Annotated in this window: 18 protein-coding genes; 2 read left to right on the forward strand and 16 right to left on the reverse strand. The window is 58.1% G+C overall.

Going from position 1 to position 21539, the window contains the following annotated elements:
• Position 1: 1 nt before the first annotated feature.
• From tssG to WFM49_RS12435, 16 genes are all read right to left on the reverse strand, one after another.
• Complete coding sequence (gene tssG / locus WFM49_RS12360) at positions 2-1078, reverse strand: type VI secretion system baseplate subunit TssG (RefSeq protein ID WP_235484323.1); 1077 nt, start codon at positions 1076-1078, stop codon at positions 2-4.
• Positions 1042-2928 (reverse strand): type VI secretion system baseplate subunit TssF, encoded by a 1887-nt coding sequence (gene tssF, locus WFM49_RS12365; RefSeq protein ID WP_336973509.1) that lies wholly within the window; start codon positions 2926-2928, stop codon positions 1042-1044. Before tssF ends, tssG begins: the two co-directional genes overlap by 37 nt.
• Positions 2925-3467, reverse strand: a complete 543-nt coding sequence (tssE, locus tag WFM49_RS12370) for a type VI secretion system baseplate subunit TssE (protein ID WP_021447237.1) — start codon at positions 3465-3467, stop codon at positions 2925-2927. The genes tssF and tssE overlap by 4 nt, the downstream gene beginning before the upstream one ends.
• Before the next feature lie 29 nt (positions 3468-3496).
• Complete coding sequence (locus tag WFM49_RS12375) at positions 3497-3979, reverse strand: Hcp family type VI secretion system effector (RefSeq protein WP_035270090.1); 483 nt, start codon at positions 3977-3979, stop codon at positions 3497-3499.
• A gap of 50 nt (positions 3980-4029) precedes the next feature.
• A complete protein-coding gene (gene tssC / locus WFM49_RS12380; protein ID WP_009455530.1) occupies positions 4030-5523 on the reverse strand; it encodes a type VI secretion system contractile sheath large subunit in 1494 nt (497 codons plus the stop codon).
• Between the two features lie 12 nt (positions 5524-5535).
• On the reverse strand, positions 5536-6093 hold the full coding sequence (gene tssB, locus WFM49_RS12385; RefSeq protein WP_086061191.1) for a type VI secretion system contractile sheath small subunit: 558 nt from the start codon (positions 6091-6093) through the stop codon (positions 5536-5538).
• A 27-nt stretch (positions 6094-6120) separates the two neighbouring features.
• A complete protein-coding gene (tssA, locus tag WFM49_RS12390) occupies positions 6121-7191 on the reverse strand; it encodes a type VI secretion system protein TssA (RefSeq protein WP_239054831.1) in 1071 nt (356 codons plus the stop codon).
• A 187-nt stretch (positions 7192-7378) separates the two neighbouring features.
• Positions 7379-7831, reverse strand: coding sequence for a DUF7832 domain-containing protein (locus WFM49_RS12395; RefSeq protein WP_009455524.1), 453 nt, complete (start codon positions 7829-7831; stop codon positions 7379-7381).
• On the reverse strand, positions 7828-8637 hold the full coding sequence (locus WFM49_RS12400) for a DUF4150 domain-containing protein (RefSeq protein ID WP_009455523.1): 810 nt from the start codon (positions 8635-8637) through the stop codon (positions 7828-7830). Before WFM49_RS12400 ends, WFM49_RS12395 begins: the two co-directional genes overlap by 4 nt.
• Positions 8638-8646: 9 nt before the next feature.
• Complete coding sequence (locus tag WFM49_RS12405) at positions 8647-9708, reverse strand: pentapeptide repeat-containing protein (RefSeq protein ID WP_336973520.1); 1062 nt, start codon at positions 9706-9708, stop codon at positions 8647-8649.
• Positions 9708-12230, reverse strand: a complete 2523-nt coding sequence (locus WFM49_RS12410; protein ID WP_336973522.1) for a DUF2169 family type VI secretion system accessory protein — start codon at positions 12228-12230, stop codon at positions 9708-9710. Before WFM49_RS12410 ends, WFM49_RS12405 begins: the two co-directional genes overlap by 1 nt.
• Positions 12231-12349: 119 nt before the next feature.
• Complete coding sequence (locus tag WFM49_RS12415) at positions 12350-12817, reverse strand: hypothetical protein (RefSeq protein WP_230940567.1); 468 nt, start codon at positions 12815-12817, stop codon at positions 12350-12352.
• A 35-nt stretch (positions 12818-12852) separates the two neighbouring features.
• Positions 12853-15204: a type VI secretion system Vgr family protein gene (locus WFM49_RS12420; RefSeq protein ID WP_336973524.1), complete on the reverse strand. Its 2352-nt coding sequence runs from the start codon at positions 15202-15204 to the stop codon at positions 12853-12855.
• A gap of 2 nt (positions 15205-15206) precedes the next feature.
• Positions 15207-15803 carry a DUF3540 domain-containing protein gene (locus WFM49_RS12425; protein ID WP_121739824.1) on the reverse strand — a complete coding sequence of 199 codons (597 nt, stop codon included), beginning with the start codon at positions 15801-15803 and terminating at the stop codon, positions 15207-15209.
• 226 nt (positions 15804-16029) lie between these two features.
• The gene (locus tag WFM49_RS12430) at positions 16030-17223 is read right to left on the reverse strand and encodes an acetyl-CoA C-acyltransferase (protein ID WP_009455514.1); all 1194 of its coding nucleotides are present in this window, start codon (positions 17221-17223) and stop codon (positions 16030-16032) included.
• Between the two features lie 19 nt (positions 17224-17242).
• A complete protein-coding gene (locus tag WFM49_RS12435; protein WP_442893034.1) occupies positions 17243-19675 on the reverse strand; it encodes a 3-hydroxyacyl-CoA dehydrogenase/enoyl-CoA hydratase family protein in 2433 nt (810 codons plus the stop codon).
• A gap of 645 nt (positions 19676-20320) precedes the next feature.
• Between WFM49_RS12435 and WFM49_RS12440 the strand changes: the two genes are divergently transcribed.
• Together WFM49_RS12440 and WFM49_RS12445 are read left to right on the forward strand one after the other, a co-directional pair.
• Entirely contained in the window at positions 20321-20896 is a 576-nt protein-coding gene (locus WFM49_RS12440) for a chromate transporter (protein WP_009455508.1), read from the forward strand.
• On the forward strand, positions 20893-21423 hold the full coding sequence (locus WFM49_RS12445) for a chromate transporter (protein ID WP_021447240.1): 531 nt from the start codon (positions 20893-20895) through the stop codon (positions 21421-21423). The genes WFM49_RS12440 and WFM49_RS12445 overlap by 4 nt, the downstream gene beginning before the upstream one ends.
• The last annotated feature ends 116 nt before the right edge of the window (positions 21424-21539 follow it).

Genomic DNA, 21539 nt, shown 5'->3' on the forward strand with positions numbered 1-21539 from the left:
CTTAGCTGCGCGGATCTTGCCAATCTGGACGGCTGTCCAGAAACAGGCACAGATCCGCTCTGTCCTGTGTGCCGGGCTGACCTAGCCAGGTCTCCTGGCCCAGACCCAAGCCCGCCCCCAAACCCAGATCAGGCTGCTCGCTGGCTTGTAACACCAGTTGCAACTGAACCGACCACTCCAAGCCCAGATACAAAGCCAGGCAATAGCGCAATTGTCGCCAGGCCGGACGACCTGGCAAGAAGCGTCCATAGTCCTGCCGACTCAAAGGGCCAATCCGTATTCGTATGGTTTGCTGCACATCCAGAATACGTGCGCCAAGAACGGTATTTTTCCCAAGCCCCGAACAACTGCGGCCCAGGCTGACCTGAGTTTGATCATCCAGCGGCACCCAAGCCGGCACGTTCTGCTGAATGCTGACGGGCAGTTGGAAATAGCTGGCCAGAAGCGATTGCAGAGCAGGCGCGCTACGGGTTTGAGACGCCAGCGCGGGTGCCTGAAAATGGACCGCATGGTCGCTCATGGGAGCCGATTCGCTCTGGCTCCCGACTCCGGCCAGGCTGGCCAGCCAGCGTGTAAAACCATCCTGATCATGTTCCAGGTCACAGACTGCCTGCGCTTGTGCCCAGGCTCTGAAAAACAGTAAAAACAGACGGTGGTGAAACTGGTCCAGAAAGGCCACACCAGCGCGGTCACCAAAGTTGCGACTACGCTGAAAAAAGTACTCCGTCATGTGCAGCGGCAAAGGGCCGTTGGGCCCCCACAAACCAAAACCCTGCACATCCAGATGCAGTTGTTCATCGTCCCAACGAGCGGTTTGCACACTGGAGGCCGCAAAAGCCAAACTAGGCGGCTGACCTACCCGCACATCTTCTTGGCGAGGCGTAGGCGCGGTTCCCAAACGAGGCTGGCCTTGGGCGGCTTGCAAGGCATCGACGGCCCGCAAAACCCGAAACAGATCATGGCCATAAGGCCATTGCTGAATGATACGGCCCAGCTCTTCCAAAGAAGCCTGGGGCTTTAGCTGTTCCTGCTCGGCCCGGTTCACAGCACCGCCCGCGTACCTGCTTGCGGCCCCCACGCTCCCAGTTCCACCCCTGTCTCGGAACGAAACTGGGTAGAGACAAAACTGTTCAGGCTGACATGACGGGCCAGATAACGACTGAGCACGGCGGCCAGAACAAAGGGACGGCCACCGGGAAAACCACTTTGGTCCAGCGTGACCTCAAAATGCACGCCACGCGCCATCACCAAGGGTCCTGGCACCGGCATGGCCCTCTGCACAGGCCGTGCCTGCACCGCCACAATGGAAGCCAACTGACGCAAGGCACCGGCATCAGCGCTGTCCACATGCGGGGCCAGCAAGGCACGCCAGCGACCTGCAGCCTGCTTAGGGTCGGACTGGGCCACACCCAACTGGGCCAGACTCATCTGTGAAATCAAATCCCAGGCCTGACGGCCGCCGGTTGATGCGGCTCGCGGACGGGTCAAACCACTCAATAAACTGACACCGACCACAGGGGCCGAAACCTGCAGGCTGAAGTCAGACTCGGGCGAGCGCGGTAGCAGCAAGGGCAAATCACGGTTGCTGCACCAGGCCGTGACACTGATCTGACTCATGCCGAAAAACTCGGACTGCTCGTGCTGATTCACCAGCGATAAATACACTTCGCTACCGCAATAACTGCTGCGGCCACCCCAGCGTTTCTGGGTATCAGACACGACACGCGGTTCGCGTCGCACAGTGTAGTAACTGCCATAGCGTCCTGCATCCTGCGCCGTGCTGGCATACAAGGGGCGAAACAGCACATCGTCCGTGCCCTGTCGGCCATGTCCTTGCACTTGCTCCATCAGGCAAACTTCAAAGTCCATGGGACGCGTTCTGTCCATGACCACATGATGATCTGTTGCCTGAGGGCGCAAGGCCATGCGTTCACTGCGTCGACGAAATAAATTCACGACAGGCGTGCAATACAAACGCACATGGCCAGGGCCAACGCGTGCCGCCAGATCGGGCCAAGCCTGCTTAAGGACAATATGCAGGCTCCAGCGGCGGCTTTTTCGCTCCTGCGCACGTCCTCTGGCGATAGCTGCTTGCAGACCACGCAGCCGTACAAAAGCAAAACGGCCCGGCAAGGCGAAATACTCCCGCAGCAAGCGATGGCCGGAGAACTCGTGAGACACCATGGGCAAGATGGCTTGATCATCTTCCAGGCCATCGTGTGTCAGACAATCAGACGTAGCCAGGAATTGTGGGGCCTCGTCCTCCATTTGGATGAACACCCCCAACGCCTGCCGCAGCAAGGCATCCAGCAGCAAGCTGCTGTCAGATTCCGGGCCGTCCAGATGCAGGCTAAGCTCATCCAGAGCCAGCTCCTCCAGTGTCAAACCGCCATGCACCGTGAAGTCCAGTTTCAAGGCCGAACGAGCTTGCGCGGCCTGCCGGCTACCTAAAGCCGCCAGAGGCAGATCAGCTGCTACATCGCCTAAACGTACCTGCGACAAGCTCATGGGCCACAAGTCCACGGCATGGCAAGTAGAAAACTCGCAGGCGGTTTGTTCTCCGGCTGGAATACGGGAGCGCAAGGCGGTGTGGCGCGGCATGGTAAAACCTTTGGCCAGAGCACCTTCGCTCATGCTGGGACGAAACTGCACCAGTCCCATGCTGGGGGTGGGCATCAACCAGGAAGGTTGAATCACATCCAGCAATTGCTGGCTGAGACGGGGAAATTCCGCGTCCATCTTCATCTGAATGCGAGCCGTCAGAAAGCTGAAGCCTTCCAGCAGACGCTCGACATAGGGGTCAGCCACCGCCGTATCGTGCACACCCAGACGGGCCGCCACTTTGGGGTAGGCTTGCGCAAATTCGGCTCCCAGCTCGCGCAGGTAAGCCAATTCACGGTTGTAGTAATGCAGCAGCTCCGGATTCATCCCGACGCGTAACTCTCTTCAAGGTCCAACTGCCCGCTTTCCAGATCAATACTGGTGCGCAGCAAGAATTCCTGCGGATACGGCTCGCACCAGACATGGCCCTGAATACGCAAGCTCAAGACGTTATGCAAATCGCGCTGAGCCCTGTGATCCAGACAATGCACCTGCAAGGTATCGGGCAAAATGCGAGGCTCGAAATGCAGGATGGCGGTACGCAACGCTTCTTCCACATCCAGCCACTCCACCTCGCTCATGGTCTTGCCCGCCAGCGGGCTCATGCCGTAGTTCAGGCAGGAGCGGCGCACATGAGCCAAGGCCTGCATCAAGGGGGTGGCCCCCTGATTGGGTGTATTGAGCAAATGACCCAGATCGCGCAATACCGCCTGACGCATCTGGTACTGGCTCATGGGCTGGGGAGGTTCCCAGGTTTGATCGGGCCGCTCGTCGGTCAGCCTGTCCAGCAGACAAGGTTGCAAGCGATCCGCCTGACCGCGCATCAGCGCGGCCCCGCGGCGTCCCGGTAAGCGAAAGCGGTCCATAGCGGCCCTGCCTGAAAACCCAAGCCCGATCAGGCTTCTTTGTTTTGCTTGATGTCCCAGGCCACCAGCGTTTCAGCACCTTTGCTGCCGCGGTCGGACTGTTCCCAGTACTGCTGTTTGACGCGTGCGGCCTGGAAGGAGTAATTGACCATTACGCTTTCCACATCGCGCTCGGCATTGAGCTGAACCGAAGTCACCAGCACTTCTTCCAGGGTTATTTTGGAGTATTCCACCTGCTCGCCACCGGCCTTGCACACCGACAGCTCCACCTTGCCCAGGTGCTTGCCGCTGGCGCAGTGCTTCATCACGGCAGGCGCGGCCTTGTCGATGCGAGCGACCACATGCAGATCGTTGAAATTGGCCTTGCCCTGGCCACCGCCACCGCCCGAGCTCATGCTGCCCGGTTGCGAGGCACCCCACGAAAAGGACTGGATATCGGTCCAATCCTTGTGATTGGAGTCTTTGGATTCGCCATTGGCGCCTTCAATTTTCATGAACATATCAACAGACACGCTTTTCTCCTTGGAGGTCGAATAAGGCCATCAAAAGGCCAGGGTGGGAATCAGTTCTGCTCGCCTTTAAGCGAAGGCAAACGGGACACCAGGCGCAGGGAGACCGTCAGGCCTTCCAGCTGGTAGTGCGGGCGCAAGAAGAACTTGGCAGCGTAATAACCGGGGTTGTCCGGTACTTCCTGCACCGAGACTTCGGCGGCGGCCAGCGGCTTGCGTGCCTTGGTTTCCTGCGAGGAGTTGGTCGGGTCGCCATCCACGTAATTCATGATCCAGCTGTTTAGCCAGCGCTCCATATCGTCGCGCTCGCGAAAGGAACCGATCTTGTCGCGCACAATGCATTTCAGGTAATGCGCAAAACGGCAGCAGGCAAACAGATAGGGCAAGCGCGCGGCCAGACGGGCATTGGCGGTAGCGTCTGCGTCGTAATATTCCTGGGGCTTCTGCAAGGACTGGGCGCCGATAAAGGCCGCAAAATCGGAGTTTTTGCGGTGTACCAAGGGCATGAATCCGTTCTTGGCCAGCTCGGCCTCGCGGCGGTCGCTGATGGCAATTTCCGTGGGACATTTGATGTCCACACCGCCATCGTCCGTGGGAAAGGTATGGCAAGGCAGGTTCTCGACCGCACCGCCCGACTCCACACCGCGAATTGCCGTGCACCAGCCAAAATGCTTGAACGATCGGTTGATATTCACCGCCATGGCATAGGCCGAGTTGGCCCAGGTATAGCGGTCGTGGCTGGCTCCGTCGGTATCTTCCTCGAAGTCGAACTCATCAACCGGGTTGGTACGTGCGCCATAGGGCAAGCGCGCCAGAAAACGCGGCATGGCCAGGCCCAGATAACGGGCATCATCAGATTCGCGCAGGCTTTGCCAGGCGGCGTACTCGGTGTTGGAGAAGATCTTGGTCAGATCACGCGGATTGGCCAGCTCCTGCCAGGACTCCATCTGCATCACGGAAGGCGCCGCTCCCGCGATGAACGGGCTGTGGGCCGCCGCGCCAATACGGGCCAGTTCCCCCAGCATCTCTACATCCGGCGGACTGTGGTCGAAGTGATAATCCCCCACCAGGCAGCCAAAGGGCTCGCCACCAAACTGGCCGTATTCCTGTTCATACACCTTCTTGAACAAGGGGCTTTGATCCCAGGCCACCCCTTTGTAGCGCTTCAAGTTGCGCGCCAATTCCTTCTTGGTCGCGGGCATCACCCGAATGCGCAGCAGCTCATCAGTTTCGGTGTTGCTGACCAGATGGTGCAAACCTCGCCAGGCCCCTTCCAGCCGCTGAAATTCGGGGTGATGCAGGATGTGATTGATCTGCTCGGTCATCTTCTGATCGATCTGGGCAATCACCGCCTGAATGGTTTGATAGGCGTCATCGCTCAAAGTCACGGACTGGTCCAACGCCTGCTCGGCCAGCGTGGTGACGGCAAACTCAACCGCCTGCTGAGCCTGCTCGGTTTTGGGACGAAACTCTTGCTGCAACAGGCTGGACAGTTCATCCAGCTGGGCCGTGTCGCGAGTGGCGGTCAATGTCTGGGTGGAAGTCATGGGGTGGGCTCCTTATGCTTTGGGCTCGTTGTCCTGATCGGGCTGGGACTCGTCCATCGTCAGGGCCTGGGGCGGGCGACCAGCCAGGGCGCGCAAGAGTTCGGGCTGCTGCAGGAGACGGGACAAGAGTTCTTCCGCCCCGCTTTTGCCATCCATATAAGTCAGCAAATTCGCCAGCTGGGTACGAGCTTCCAGCAGGCGAGCCAAAGGTTCGATCTGACGGGCCAGTTCAGCCGGGGAGAAGCTGTCCATGGAGTCAAAAGACACTTCCACTCCCAGCACGCCATCGCCCTTCAGGCTGTTGGGAACCTGCATGTTCAGCTTGGGTGCGATGGACTTCATGCGGTCATCGAAGTTGTCCACGTCGATTTCCATAAACTTGCGCTCGCCCAGCTCCGGCTGGCTCTCCGTGTTGTGCCCGGCCAGATCCGCCAGCACACCCATCACGAAAGGCAGTTGCACACGATGCTCGGCGCCGTACAGTTCAACGTCGTACTCAATTTGCACACGCGGAGCCCGATTGCGCCCAAGGAATTTCTGGCCGCTGCCAGAATTGGATTTCACAGACATCAGGTCTTCTCCAGTTGATTTATGGAATTAAGAAGCGGCTGTCGCCACTTCGGATCGAGGCATGAAAACCTGGATCTGATCCCAGGCACCGGGAGCCAGGTCACGAATCAGCTCGTGAAAACCCATGGGCACCAGTTGCTGGGCACGACGCAGCAGCAAAGGGGCAGGATGGCTGGGTTCGTGCTGTTCGAAATACGCCACCAGCTTGTCCAGCAACAACACCACCTCTTCGCGGGATGAAACATGCAGGTTTTGCCAGCCCGCCAAGCCCATCACCGGCGGTACCTGATTAGCAGGCTGCGGCGACACGGAAATGGTGGAGTGACTTTCCTGCACATGCTCGGGAGCAGAAGGGGTAGACAGTGAAGTCGCCGCATCCAGCACCGCGCAGGCAGCCTCCACGGTGTCCCAGGCTCCGTCCAGACGCACGGACCACTCAGCATCCAGATGGCGATGCACCAAGGCCTCCAGTTCCTGGCGGAACTGACGCAAACGGCTCAAGGCCACGGTCTGGCTTTGGCCGGCGGCAAAGGCACGGCGCAACTCGTCGACCAGACGGTCACGACCCGGAAGGCCGCTATCTTTCTGACTGCCATCCAGCACATAGCCGACTTCACGTAAATTCAGTTGACGATGCCCCAGGCTGACCACGGGAGCCTCACGCATCAGGCGACCCAGACCATCAATAGCCGACAGCCCGGCCAGCGCATTGACGCGCGGCAAGGGGTCCAGCTCGCCATCGTCGTGCAGACGCGGATGAACGTGCTCCCAGCCTTGTTGCAGGGCGCTCAACAGCCAGTCGCACACCTCCACCAAGGCGGGCAATCCACCTGTCTGCAATCTCGCCTGGGCCAGTACCACCAGCAAGCGAATATCTGCCGAGCGGTCCAGCAAGTCCTGCACCAGGCGCACGATGCGCGTCCAGTCCGGAACCTGAGCCGGGATAATAGTTTGGCCAAACTGCTGCTCGCCCTGTACTTGCAAAGCCTGCATCAAGGCCAGAAAGTCGGCTTCGTATTCCAGGTTCTCGCCGTAGTGGGCGTTTTCGGGAGCCAAAATCCAGGCTGGCTGCCACTGCTCCTGTATTCCTTCGACCATAGCTGTCGTCTCGGATAACTGATCACGGAGCCAGTCTAGGAACTGAAGGTGACACCTTTTTGACGAAAATTTTTCCTTACTTATTTTGCAAAATGGATGTATTTACGCTCTTTTTGAAGCAAATAAAGAAAAAGCGCCACCCGCAGGCAGCGCTTTTCAAAGGAAGCAAATAGAGATCAGCTAGGTGCTAGTCGTCCAGCCCCTGCTCCTGTCGCCAGTGCTGGTAGCGCTGCTCCAGAACCGGCCGCAAGGTTTCGTAGCTGTCCCAATCGTCAGGCACGTGATAGATGGATGGCAAAACCTCGTCGTCCAGCGTATCCACGTAATCATCCAGATACAGCTCGTCGTAGTAAAAATCGCTAAAGGCTTTGCCCTGCTCGGACATGTCTTCGCTGACCAGCACATCGTCGCAACACTCTTGCAGCAGTTGCGAGCCTTTGATCATGTGATCACGGCACTGGCGCACCTCGTTGGGGTAGCGGTCCATAAAAGCATTGGCCAGCAGGCCTTTTTCCACCAGCCAGGCCAGATACATGCCGATGTGCGTGCGACCACCTTGCGGGCCCAGATCAGAGGGGTAGTCCCCGCCCACATGCCAGTCCACAGCGTCATATTTAACGGGATCAGTGTGCGTTTTCAATGTCGTACCTCCGTAGGTATGCGTATGTTCTTGGGAAGTGGCTGCTTGGGTGCATTCTTGCCAATCAACTCTGCGCCCTTGCTCTCCATTGCCTTGTCCTTGGCCTTCTGGGTTGCGGAGCGGCGCGCTCCCCCGCTCTTGACTTCGACCGCCCGGATTTTGCCCGTGTTCTTGTCCTTGATCAGTATATCGATCACACGGCGAGTCAATGGTGTTTTTGCAGACACCTGCGTGCCCATGACCTCGTGGCCTTCCTGCTTCAGCTCGGCCTCGACCTCGCGCTCTCGCTGCGCACCCCGACGCCGGTTGCGTTTCAGCTGTGCACGCTTGGCTTCGCGTGCCGCTGCCTTGCGTGCCGCATCCGGCCCACTGCCCGACACACCCTTGCCGCCTTTACCGGCGCCGCCCCCGGCACCACCGCCACCTAGCAACAGCACTTTGAACTGGCTGGGCACTACCCGCATGCCCACCGTATTCACCGTGTTCTGCATGCTCAAGCTAGTCAGACGGGTCGCCGGGATTCCCTTCCACAGCACATTAGGCACACAGGTAATGGAGCGCGAACGCGACATCACGGTTTGCGAGATCAAGCCCAAAGCCACACCCGGATTGTCACCATTACTCAAGGGTATCGTTGTGAGCAAGTTATGGGCAGGCCCACCCTGCAACAGGATGTTCCAGGCATTGGGAATACCCATCAGGCCCGTCGCAAAATTCGGGTAAGGAATCGGCAACAGAGCCGGTGGTGTCTTGCAGATGTCGGGGAAGGCAATATCCATGCCGCCCCGTTGGCAATTGGCAAACATCAGGGCTCCTTATTCAAGATTCATATGACGCGCGGTCCAGCTCTCAGACTCATGCAAGGCCGGGTCATTGGGCAGGCAGCCTGCGGCCTGTTCTTGCCCGGCCTTGTCCAGCAAGCAACGATGAAACTGGGTGCGCTCAAAATGTGCGCCATCCCAGCGAGCACGGCGGCAATCTGCATACGAGAAATCCGCATAGCGCAGTTGGCTATGCTCGAAACGGGCCCGCTCCAACACTGCCTGCGCGAAGTAGGCCTGCTGCAAAAAAGAGCCACGAAAATCTGCCTCGGGAGCGTGGGCTTGAGCCCACAGACTTTGTGTCAGATCCGCCTCCCGAATCTGCAGTCCTTGAGCCTGTGCATGAACAAATAAAGCCTGCTTGGCTTGGACCTTGTTCAGCACGGCCTGATTCAAGATGGCAGACTTGAAATTGGTGCCGCAAAGACAAGCGTGGCTTAGATCCGCTTGAGTAAAGTCGGACTCCATCAAGACACTGCCGCTGAAATCCAGCCCCGACAGGTCCATGCCCTGGAAATTGCAGGTTTTGGCCGTCACCCTGTGCCAGCGACTACCGGCCAGAGTGCTGCCCCGCCAATCCATTTCGGTGACCACCACATCTTCCAGACGGGTCGACTGCAAGGACAAGCCCCCTGCGCGGCAGCCAGTCCAAGTGCAACGCTGCAAAAGAGCTTGGTCGAAGTTGCCCGTTTGCAAAATGCATTGCGCCCAGTGACTGTCGCTCCAGGCTCCGCCTTGCCAGATAGCGCCCTGTAAATCACAGTCCTGCCACATCACCTCCCTGGCCTGGACATGCTTGCAGGACAAGCCGATCAACACGCATTCCATAAAGGCGCAGCCATCCAGCACACTGGCGTCCAGTACTGCTCCGCTCAAGTCACATTGATGAAAGCGGCTACCCGCCAGATTGACGCCCAAGGCTTGCACACGCGGCAGACGGCAAGCGATGAACACCGCTCCTGAATAATCGCCCGGTGGCAAATACAGATCGCTGATGTCCAGCCCCAGCAAAGGCTCGCCTTGCCGAATGCGCAAACGCAAAGCATGTGCGTCCATCAGACTTGCCCCCCGGCAGGATCGCGACGTGCCGTGCGTAAATACAGTTTGCGGCTGCGGGTACGCGCATCCGTTTGCAAGCCCGTCAAATCAGCGCGGAAGAAGTTCACGGTGTCCAGCATCGTGCCTTGAACATTCGCGCCCCCGGCCAGGCTATTGCTCATATCCACCTTGTTCATGATGGCTTGGCTAAAGTCAGTCTCGATCAGAATGCAGTCGCTCAGGCGGGCCTGCGTCCATTGCGACCCCTGGAGATTGGCACCGGATAAATCACAGCGAATCAGTTGGGCCTGTTCAAAACAGGATTGCGACAAATCCAGCCCACGCAAATTGCTTTCTTCCAGGCGGGCACCGCGCCATTCTGACCCCGGCATGTCCACGCCGGACACCACGCTTTGACGCCAGCGGCTGTCACGGCAATCGAGCACACCGTCCAACAGACCCAGCAGCCAGGACGTGTCCTCCAGGCTGGAGCCCCTCAAGGACAGGTCCCGCAGATCACAGTCCAGCCAAGCGCATTGCTGCAACTGGCAATCCAGATAAGACAATTCGGACAAGCGCGAGCGCATCAAATATTGCACGCCACTTAACTGCGAGGTCTCGAAGGTGCAGCGCAGCAAGTCCACATCCAGCCACTCCTGCTCCTGAAGGTTCGACTGCTGGAACAAGACATCCTGCCAGCTGGACTCGCGCGGCTGCCATCGGGCCGCCTGCACCTGACGAAACTGTACGGATTGCAGTACTGCCGCGCTGAAATCCACATCATCCAATTGGGATTGATTGAATTGAACCTGCTCCAATCGCGCCCGCACAAATGTGGCTCCCGAGCAATCAGCTCCTGCAAACGTGCCTTGCCGTAGAACCGCATCGTTAAAGCAGGTGCCAACACAGCGCACCCCGGAGAAATCGAAGTCCTGCAAATGCAAACCGCTCAAGTCCAGGCCAGACAGATTGCGAGTTCCGGCCAGAATCAACTCCACTCGCCTGCGCAAACGCTGCTGACGCAGATCAGAGGCAACAGGCGGTGCAGGGGCATAAGTTTGCATCGCACGTCTGGCCTGCTCCATGGGTTTGGATAGCAAGCCGGACACAGGCGCCTGGTCGCTGGCCGCTGCATCCAGCTCATACAACATCTGCTGCGTATCGCGCGCCGTAACACGGGTGCCGGCCTGATCCTGAAATGGAGATTCACGCTGCAAGTCCTGCACTTTCGCCATGCCCTCTTCCATCTGCTGACGCGCCTCCCATTGCTGGCGATTGGCTTGGCGCACTTCCTGCACCCAATCCGTTCGGTCCACATCCATAGGTTTGGGAGGCCCAGCCTGCGCCAAGGAAAACAGCTCGTTCTGCCAAGCCGGGTGTTCCTGTGCCGCGTCCTGCGCCCAGCGCTCCAGGCGCATCCGCATGGTCAGGGACAAGGGGTCGTCTGAGTTAGTCAGAGAATCATCCAAAGGTCCGCAGCAGTCAGCAGGTAATAAATCCTGATCACGCAAGGCAAATAATCCGGCCTGATCGCCTTCGCTACGCAAGCGCAGCACTTGCTCGTAATGGTCCTGACCACGCGGCTGCCCCAAGGGCTCCAGGGCAGGCATTAATAAGTTCACATCTTGCGCCTGCGCATCCTGAAGCGGCACGCTCCCTTGGTACAGCAAGAGCATGTGGCCCAAATCAGGAAAGAACCAGACGGTGGTGTGCCGCAGGTCCAGCTTTTGCAGACCAGGTAGACGACGATCCTGATACCAGCAGATCGCCTCCCACTGCGGCAAGCTGCCACTCCACCGGGGTCGCTGGGCGTGCAGATGGTGTAGTTCCCAAGAACTGTCTGCGGGCCAATGACCTTGCTCACGCCACCACTGGTCCGGTTCAGCAGCATTGAAAAAATGTGGGTCCAGGCTGTCCAGCATCATGCCTGGATCGCCTTGCTGCCAGGCGGGGTCATAACGGCCCGCCAAACGAAAGCGACGTGGTCGCAAAGGCGATACCGGCCCCAAACCCGCTGGACGGCCCTGCTGGCCAGAACGGTGCAAGCGCCCTTCCCAAGGCTCTACCTGCGGCAAGCAAAGCGGTTCGCCCGGACTGGCTGCTTCCATTCCCATGCCGGCGGGATTATCGGGATACTGCGGCCCGCCCCAGCTACGGCTTCCGTCCAAAGGCACGCGGGTAAAAGGCTCTGCCTCCCCCGGTCTGCCTTGCCGCCACTGACGTTGCCCAAATACAGCCAGCTGCTTTTCTATCGGGCCGACACGTGCCTGTACTGCCAGTTGGGATACCGGCTCACCACCAGGAGCGCAGGCATGGCCAGAGACCAGAAACTCTGCACAAGGTTTGGGCAAGGCCAGGTCCAGCACATCGTCGTCCTGCATCAGGCCGGATACGCTTTGCCACATACGTGCATCGGTGCTCAAGAGATGCGGGGCATCCATGGAGCACCAGGCCTGTACCGACACGCTTAGCGCGTGTTGTCCGCGCCAGCTCCAGGGGCGTGCCAAAACACCCAAGCGCAAGGGCTTTACGATGCGCATGGGACTTGTCCTTTGGGAGAGCACGAGCAGGACTGACTTGGAGCAGGAGCACTGCCTGACTGCTCCGGACCCACGTGTGCGTCATCCCCGATCAACTGCGAAGCCAGCGCCACCATCAATCAATCCCCATAGGAGTTGGCGGCGGGTTTCAGCTGCAAGGTCACCTGTTCACGGTTCAGGGCGCACAACTGGGGATTGGTCGGATCGCACAGTACGCTGACCCAATTACCCGGCTTGAATCGCTTGCTCAGTTCGGGCTGCACCAGCACATCCACATGGGTTTTCTGGCCATCCACGTCCAGACCCAGGCGCACTAGCGGATAAGCAGATTTGAAGACCTCTGGCAGCAGCTCATCCTGAGATACGATCACGGCCTGTTGCGGTACGACCTCGGCACGATGCAGGCGCTGATACAAGCGTTCCTCAGGACGAGCACGCCAATAGCGCGTAAAACCCCTATACCCAGCCACAAAACCACCCACTGCGATCAACATGGGCAAGATGACCAGATAAGGCAGCCAATCCCGCCACTCCAGAGCAATACCAATCGAAATCATGATGGCTCCCATCAAAGCGCTGAAAGCCATCCATATAATCTGTCCCAGCATCGTCGCGGACGTCCTTAAAAAAAGATGTGCAAGCCGGACTTGGCCAAACGCAGAGCCGAACTGCCGACGCGCACCGCCTGCTTGCCCAGATACACCGCACTGGTCTTGATCGCGGCGTAGGCTTTCTCGTCCTTGAAGGCCGAGTGGTCCATCTTCATGACGGCAGCCTGGAAATTGACCAGATAGCCCTGCGCCCGAATACCCCAGGCATCCAGCGAGGAAATCGTGCCGTTCAGGCGGAACCCCGTCACTTTTTCGGTATGCGGAATCCACCATTTTTCAATACCTGTGACATTCACCTTCCAGCTAGGCGTGGTGATGTTCACGCCCGCTGCGGCGGTAATGTCCACAGGACCGGAAATGCTTTTGGTCAGTTTGCCAGTCAGGGTGTCAGTGATATTGCCGGTGGTGGTCAGGTCCACATCACCTGTAATGGTTTCTTTGACATCGCCAGTCACGGTGTAATCCACCGCGCCGGTAATCGTGCGGGTGTAATCGCCGGTTTGGGTGGAGTTGCGAGTGCCGGTGATGGAATCCGTGACATCGCCCGTGACCGTATGAGTGACCTCGCCGGTGATGGTTCGGGTCAAATCGCCGGTCAAGGTGTCGGTGACATTGCCCGTCACGGTACGCGTCACATCACCGGTATGAGTTCGGGTCTGCTCGCCTTCTATGGTTTCAACCAGATCCCCGATGACCGTACGTACGACGCCGCTATTAAATGTCTCGGTTTCCAGATCCTGCACCGTTGTCGTGCGGGTTGCCATGACGCTCAAGGTATCGTGGCCTGTGACCACAGTAGTCCGGTTACCGTCGACGGTATGGGTTTCATCACCCTCGACTTCCGTATCCAGATTGCGCTCAGCATGCAGCCAGATACGCTCCTGTCCGGCTCTGTCCTCGAACATGAAGGCGTTAGCGTTGCTGGGATCACCGTCTTTGGAACGGCTTAGAAAGCCGCTTTGTGTGGCATTGTCCGGAAGGTTCCAGGGCGGCATATTACTGGCGTTATACACACGACCGACGGCAATGGGCCGGTCCGGGTCACCCCCCAGAAAATCCACAATCACTTCGTCGCCCACTCGGGGCAGTTGAATGCCCCCAAAGCCGCCACCTGCCCACGGGCTGGAGACTCGCAGCCAGCAAGAGCTGTTTTCATTCGCCTGCCCGTAGCGATCCCACAAAAACTGCACCTTGATGCGACCATATTGATCAGTCCACAGCTGCTCGCCGCTCTTGCCCACCACCTTGGCGGTTTGCGGGCCGTAGGTACGCGGAATAGGTGTGCGTCGCAACGGGCGATACGGCTGGCTGGACGGGATCACCAGAAAATCGATGAAGTAGTGGCTGGCCATGCCGCTCTCGCCGGTATGGCCTACATCCAGAAAGTCGTAATCGACCTGCGTCACCAGATAGTCGCGGTTGTCCTCGGGGCGCGGATGATTGCGTACGGACAGCAAATAACCCGGCGCGACACCACGCGCATTAGTCTGGGCTTGAGCCTGGCTACGTACTGCCTGCAAGGCTTCCAGCCGCAAGCGGGAGTAATGTTCACCATGTTGAGGCTCGGTGTAGCCACCCGCCCATTCGTAGACTTCCAGATCACCCAAGGCGTGTTCAGCCGGGTTGCTACGCGTGGCGTCCAGGCTGGCTCCCGGCTTGCAATAGTCGTAGTCAGCGGTCGCGTAGCGGCCCGGAGTGACTTGCTCATACGGGTGCCAGGCATGGATATGCTCAACATCGGGATGCGCTACCCGATCGGGGGAAACAAAGGGCAACTCAGAAAGCCAGGGCGCAGCCGCATGTTGACCCACATCGTCGGCCATCACCAAGGTATGGGCGCCATTACGATGCTCAAACCAGTAGTAAATCCCCTCGCGCTCCATCAAGCGGCTAACAAACTGAAAGTCGCTTTCCTGATACTGAACGCAATAGGTTTGACGCGGGTAGTCCTGCGTCAGGCGCGACTCCCAGGCAAAGGGGTAGCGGCCCAGCACGTCCTGCAAAACCTCGGGCACGGTCTTTTCCTGAAAGATCCGGCTGTCCATGTTCTGGCTCAAGAACCAGAGCCAGGGGCGCAAGGTGGCCCGATACGTGTAGAAGCGATCGCTGCGGCCGGTTTTACCCATCAGGCGAAATGCACTGATACGACCATCCAGAAAGCGCGGCACCGCAAAAGGCGTTTTGATTTCCAGGCTCAGGGACTCGCCCAGCAAGCTGCGCAAATCCAGCAAGGGGGTATTGCAGACCACATCCACCTGCAATTCAAAAGGCTGGGACAAGGCTTCCCGACCTTGCAGAGCCTGAAATAGCAAGACTTCCGGCCCGAGCGGGCTATGCACTTGTACAAGGCGTTCTGTCAGCATACTTACCCCATATGGATTTGGTCAGCGTCGACTTTGACCAGCTCGCGCGCAGTCATCAAGGTATGGCGGGCATGCAAACGCATTTGATGCTGGGCCTGCACGTCCATGCGGCCCCCACGCCAACGCTCCTCTTTTTCAGTCAGACGAAATACGTGATTGCACACTTGGGACAGGCGATCCGCCACGGTTTCCTGCACGCGCGACAAAATCCGCAGCGTGCCTGCGGTCAGGCTCATCTCCCGGCCAGACTGGCGCAAATGGCCACCTGCCTGCAAAGTCAGGTCCGCCTCGGACTGGATATGTACCCCACCCTGCGCCGCCTGCACATGCAAGCCTTGGTCGGCGACCAGATGCAAAGCCCCACCCTGGGGACGCTCCAGCACGGCGAACACATAGGCCTGCTCGCCATCGGCACCGCCTACCCAGACCTTGTCACCCACTTGCGGCTGCACCAGGCAACTGACGGCCTGCGGCACAATCCAGCAGCGCTCGCCGCAGTCGACTTCAAACTGCCCCGACTCCAGACGAGCCTTGACCCGTCCCTGCCAGAACATGGGGGGAACATGCAGGCTGGACACCATGCGCGAGGGCAATCCCATACATCCTCCGTGTGAGCTGTTCAACACAATGAAAAGGACTATGGCCCGAGCCCATGTCTACTCTATGACAACAACAAAACTTTACTTTTTTGACATTTAGGGGGTTTTAAGCAAATTTGCTTACACGTATTGTGCTATTGCCCGCCGATGCAGGGGACGCCCCAATAAAAAAGCCGCCCGAAGGCGGCTTTGTCCAGCAACGATAGAAACAGCAGCAGATCGGAAATTATGTCCGCTCGAAAATCCCGGCGGCTCCCATGCCTGTACCGATACACATGGTGAGCATGCCGTATTTCAGCTGACGACGCTGCAAGGCATGAACCACGGTGGCGGCACGCATGGCACCAGTCGCACCCAGAGGGTGACCCATGGCAATAGCGCCACCCAGTGGATTGACGCGCTCGGGGTCCAGGCCCAAATCACGAATCACCGCCAGAGATTGAGCAGCAAAGGCTTCGTTCAGCTCGATCCAGTCCATCTGGTCTTGCTTCAAGCCAGCCAAGGCCAGCGCATGAGGCACGGCTTCTTTAGGACCGATACCCATGATTGCTGGTGGCACACCACGGACCGAGAAAGTCACGAAACGGGCCAGCGGAGTCAGATTGTGCTCACGCAAGGCGCGTTCGGAAACAACCAGCAAGGCACCTGCCCCGTCCGACGTCTGCGAGCTGTTGCCAGCCGTGACCGAACCACGCGCTGCAAACACGGGACGCAGCTTGCCCAGCACTTCCAGGCTGGTATCAGGGCGTGGACCTTCGTCACGATCAACCACTTGAGTTTTGACGGAGATTTCCTGCGTGCTCAGGTTCGGTTGACGACGTGTCACCGTCACAGGCAGAACTTCGCCCGTGAACTCGCCCGATTCCCAAGCCTTGACGGCTTTCTGGTGCGAGGCCAAGGCAAACGCGTCCTGATCTTCACGGGAGACTTTCCACTGACGCGCTACTTCTTCAGCGGTCAGACCCATGCCGTAAGCGATCCCGTAGTTCTCGTCCGAAGTGAAAATCTCGGGGCTGAACGTGGTATTCACACCCATCACCGGCACCTGACTCATGGATTCCACACCCGAAGCCACGATGATGTCTGCCTGGCCCGTACGGATACGGTCGGCCGCAATCGCAATGGCGCTCAAACCCGAGGCGCAGAAGCGGTTGACGGTCATCCCGGCCACGGTATGCGGCAGGCCTGCCAGCAAGGCAGAAATACGCGCAACGTTAAAACCTTGCGGGCCTTCAGGCAGGGCGCAACCAGCTACCACTTCTTCAATGGCGGCAGGGTCCAGTTTGGGCACATCGGCCAGCATGCCGCGAATGGCTTCCGCCAAGAGCTCGTCAGGACGGTAGGACGAAAACACACCGCGAGGCGCTTTTCCGATGGGCGTACGCTTGGCAGCGACGATATAAGCTTGTTGTACAGTCATGTCTACTCCTTGATCCGCTCTAGTTACGCACTGGCTTGCCAGTGGTCAGCATCCCAGTAATACGTTCCTGGGTCTTGGGGGAATTGAGCAGCTCCAGGAAGGCCTGCCGCTCTTGCGCCATCATCCAGGCTTCATCCACCAGCGAGCCAGGATCCACATCGCCCCCGCAGATCACGGTTACGACCTTCTCGGCAATATGGAAGTCATATTCCGAGATGAAACCACCTTCTTTCATGTTCACCAGTTGAGCTTTCAACGTGGCGATGCCATCGCGACCGGCAACCGGAAAGCGACGTGGCAATGGAGCACGCCAACCAGCGCTGGCCAGAGCCTGTGCCTGACGAACGGCTACATAAACCAGTTCCTGACGATTCATGACGATGGTGTCGGACTCTTTCAGGAAGCCAAGCTGACGCGCATCCAGAGCGGAGCGCGACACCTGTGCGCTGGCGATAGCCAGAGCAAAACGCTTCAGGTAGGCCAGCAACGGGGCATCAGGTGCACCCATGGCTTGCAGTTCAGCCGAGCGACGAGCCGAGTAAGCCAGACCACCTGCGCCTGGAACCAGACCCACACCCACTTCAACCAGACCAATGTAGGACTCGAAGTGAGCGACGCGGTGCGCGCAATGCACAGCCAGTTCGCAACCACCACCCAGAGCCAGACCGGCAACCGCAGCCACCACAGGCACCTGGGCGTAACGGATACGCAGAACCATGTCCTGCATGGCGCGCTCTACCGGCTCAACACCGGCCACGCCTTCTTTCTCGAACACGGGCAAAATGGCTTTCAGGTCAGCGCCAGCGGAGAATGGATCGCCATCCTGGGCCACCACCAGAGCCTGATACGAGGCTTCAGCCAGCTCAATCGCCTTGAACATGCCATTGACCACACCAGGGCTCAGCGTGTGCATCTTGGTCTTGAAGGACACGATCAGCACGTCTTGTGGGTGCGGTGCAGGCAGCGTCCAGCAGCGTACCGACTCATCTTCGAAAACCGTGGTGGTTTCCAGAGACTCGACCTCGCCCACCAGCAAAGGTGTGCCAATGTGGCGCAGGTAAACAGGCAAATCGCTACGGCCTTCAAAGCGGCTTTGCGACGGATTCCAGGAACCGGCAGCGGTATGCACGCCTTGCGCTTCCCACACAGGACCACGAGTCGCCCAGTCTGGCAGCGGCTGGCTGCTCAGTGTCTTGCCGTCTTGAATATCCTGGTTGATCCATTCGGCCACCTGACGCCATCCGGCAGCCTGCCAGATCTCGAACGGGCCTTGCTTGTGACCAAAGCCCCATTTCAAGGCCAGATCCAGTTGACGGGCGTTGTCGGCAATGTCTTGCAGATGAATGGCACTGTAGTGGAAGGTATCGCGCAGTACGGCCCACACGAATTGAGCCTGAGGCTTGTCGGACTCGCGCAGCTGGCGCAGGCGCTCAGCCGGGTCACGTACAGCCAGAATGGCGGCGACATCAGGATCGATTTTCTGGTCAGCAGCCACGTAATCGCGCTGTTGAGCATCGAAACGCTGGATTTCACGGCCCTTCTTGCGGAAGAAACCGGCACCGGTCTTTTGACCCAAAGCACCTGCATCAATCAGGCCCTGCACTTCTGGTGGCAGGCCAAAGTGTGCTTTGAAGCTGTCATCGGGCAGCTGATCCTGCATGGTGCGAATCACGTGTGCCAGAGTGTCCAGGCCAACCACGTCAGCGGTACGGTAAGTACCCGATTTGGCGCGACCCAGACGTGTACCCGTCAATTCATCAACCTGCTCGTAAGTCAGGGAGAAACGACGAGCCTGCTCGAACACGGACAGAATGCCAAAAACACCAATGCGGTTACCGATGAAATTGGGGGTATCTTTGGCGCGAACCACGCCCTTGCCCAGTTGCGATACCAGGAAGGTTTCCAGAACATCCAGCAGCTCTGGCTGGGTGTATTTCGTGGGGATCAGCTCCACCAGGCTCATGTAGCGTGGCGGATTGAAAAAGTGCACGCCGCAAAAGCGTGGACGCAGCGCTTCCGGCAAAACATCTGCCAGGGAAGTGATGGACAGGCCGGACGTGTTGCTGGCGATGATGGCATTAGGGTTCAGTGCTGGCCCGATCTTGCGGTACAGATCCTGTTTCCAGTCCAGACGCTCGGCAATGGCTTCGATTACCAGATCGCAATCGGCCAGACGGTCCAGGTTGTCGTCGTAGTTGGCGGGCTCGATCAGGTCGGCCAGGTCTGGCGTACCCAAAGGAGCGGGATTCATTTTGCGCAGATTGGCAATGGCACGCAGGGCGATGCCATTTTTGGACCCCTCGCGGGCGGGCAGATCAAACAGAACTACTGGTATGCCTGCATTCACGCAATGGGCGGCAATTTGCGCGCCCATGACGCCGGCACCGCACACGGCGACCCGACGCAAGGTACGGGCACTGCCCGTCACTGCACTGGCTGAACTAGATGTCATAGGTTTGTCTCCAGGAAACTGAAACCCCACGCAGCATAAGGTCCCAAACGGACGCTCTACGATGCGAGGCAATCGAATAATCGTACACGCACAACCGCTTTTACGACCATAAAGTCTTTTTTATTTTCAATCAAAGATGGGTATAGATCAAATCCATCTTCATGAAACTGTCCATGTTTGGATCCGGATCGGGCTGCTCAGCCGCTCCAGCAACCCACCATAAATTCAAACGATCGTTTCAATCTCTTTTATTTCAACAGATTGAACCCATAAAAAGCTCATTACACCCTTCATTAGCCGCCGGAAGCACCCGTCCCCTCAAGTGGGCATCACACATGGTTTCAAGTTATTTTTTTAATACTTTTCTTATTTATTTCAATTCATTTTTTATTTAATTTTTGCACCCATTTTAATTAATTTTTATCTTTAAATATTTCAAACAAAAAAGCAGCGCTTGAGGGTAGAAAAAAATTTGAACGACCGCTGCCCGACAGCCGTTTTCTTGCCAGTAAAGGCCACGCCGCACCCCCAGCAAGAAGGATCAGGCCGCCACCCGAGCGCACAAGAGGGCAAGAACGGCTTAATTTGTATGCCAGAATGTTCAAACTTCCACTTTTGACGAGCCCTATCCGCCTTCATTGCTCTATGACCCGGTCTCAAGAAGCAGCCCCTTTATCCCTGAGCGCTCTATTTCTGATCTTTGCCCGCATTGGCCTGACCAGCTTTGGTGGGGGCTTGAGTGGCTGGTTAATGCGTGAGTTTGTTGTTCAGCGGCGCCTGATGAGCCAGGCAGATTTTCTTAGCGGTCTGGCGCTGTCCCAAGCACTGCCCGGCATCAATGTGGTGAACCTCTCTATATGGATTGGTTATCGTCTGCTGGCCGGGCCTGGGGCGTTAGTTGCCACGCTGGGCATGGTGCTTCCCCCGCTACTGCTGGCCATTTTGATGCTGATTGGTCTGGAACAACTGACGGGCTCTACCCTGGTGCCTCAAGTCATGGCCGGAATTGCCGCCGCCGCTATTGGCCTGTCTCTTGAAATGGGCGTACGCTCGGCGCGCAGCGCAGCCACCGGAATCGTGCCCATTGCCCTCATGTTGGCCGTTTTTGCCGGCATTTTCGTCATGGAATGGAGCCTGATCCCCGTTATTCTGATCTGTGCACCGCTGTCCGTCTGGTACGCCTGGCTGCAACTTGGAGACAAAACGGTGGAGCAACCATGATCACGGTTTTGCTCCAGCTCATGCGCGTCTTTGCACCCCTGTCTTTTCTGACTATAGGGGGCGGGCAAAGCATCATCCCGGAGATTCACCGGCAATCGGTAGAAATCCACGGCTGGCTCAGCAATCAGGAATTTCTGGATCTGTTCGCCCTGTCGCGCCTGACACCCGGCCCGAAATCCTTGCTTGTCACCCTGGTGGGCTGGAAGGCGGCTGGCTGGGCCGGTGCCCTGGCCGCATCCGTCGCCATTTTCCTGCCCTCTGCCCTGCTGATCTATTACCTGGCAACAATCTGGAAGCGCTATGAGGGCACACGCATCATCCGCGCCATTGAAATTGGTCTGCTGCCCATTGCCGCCGGCATGATCCTGGCCGCCAGCGGCACAATTCTGAAAGCGGCCCAGGGCGGACTGTGGGCCTGGGGCACGGCTCTGGCCTGTACAGCCATTTTGCTGCTAAGTCGCATCAACCCTTTATGGTTGCTGGCAGGCGGCGGATTGCTGTTCGCCTTGATACAACCCGCTATCTAAAACAAATTCGACACAAAAAAGGGCGACTTCACCACCAAAGCCGGTTTGAAGTAAGTGGCTGTATCAAGAGCCACAAAATGGCTCATAAAAGCGCCACGATCCCGCCCCCATAGCGC

Source organism: Alcaligenes sp. PF14 (assembly GCF_037150615.1).
Classification (GTDB): Bacteria; Pseudomonadota; Gammaproteobacteria; order Burkholderiales; family Burkholderiaceae_B; genus Alcaligenes; species Alcaligenes phenolicus.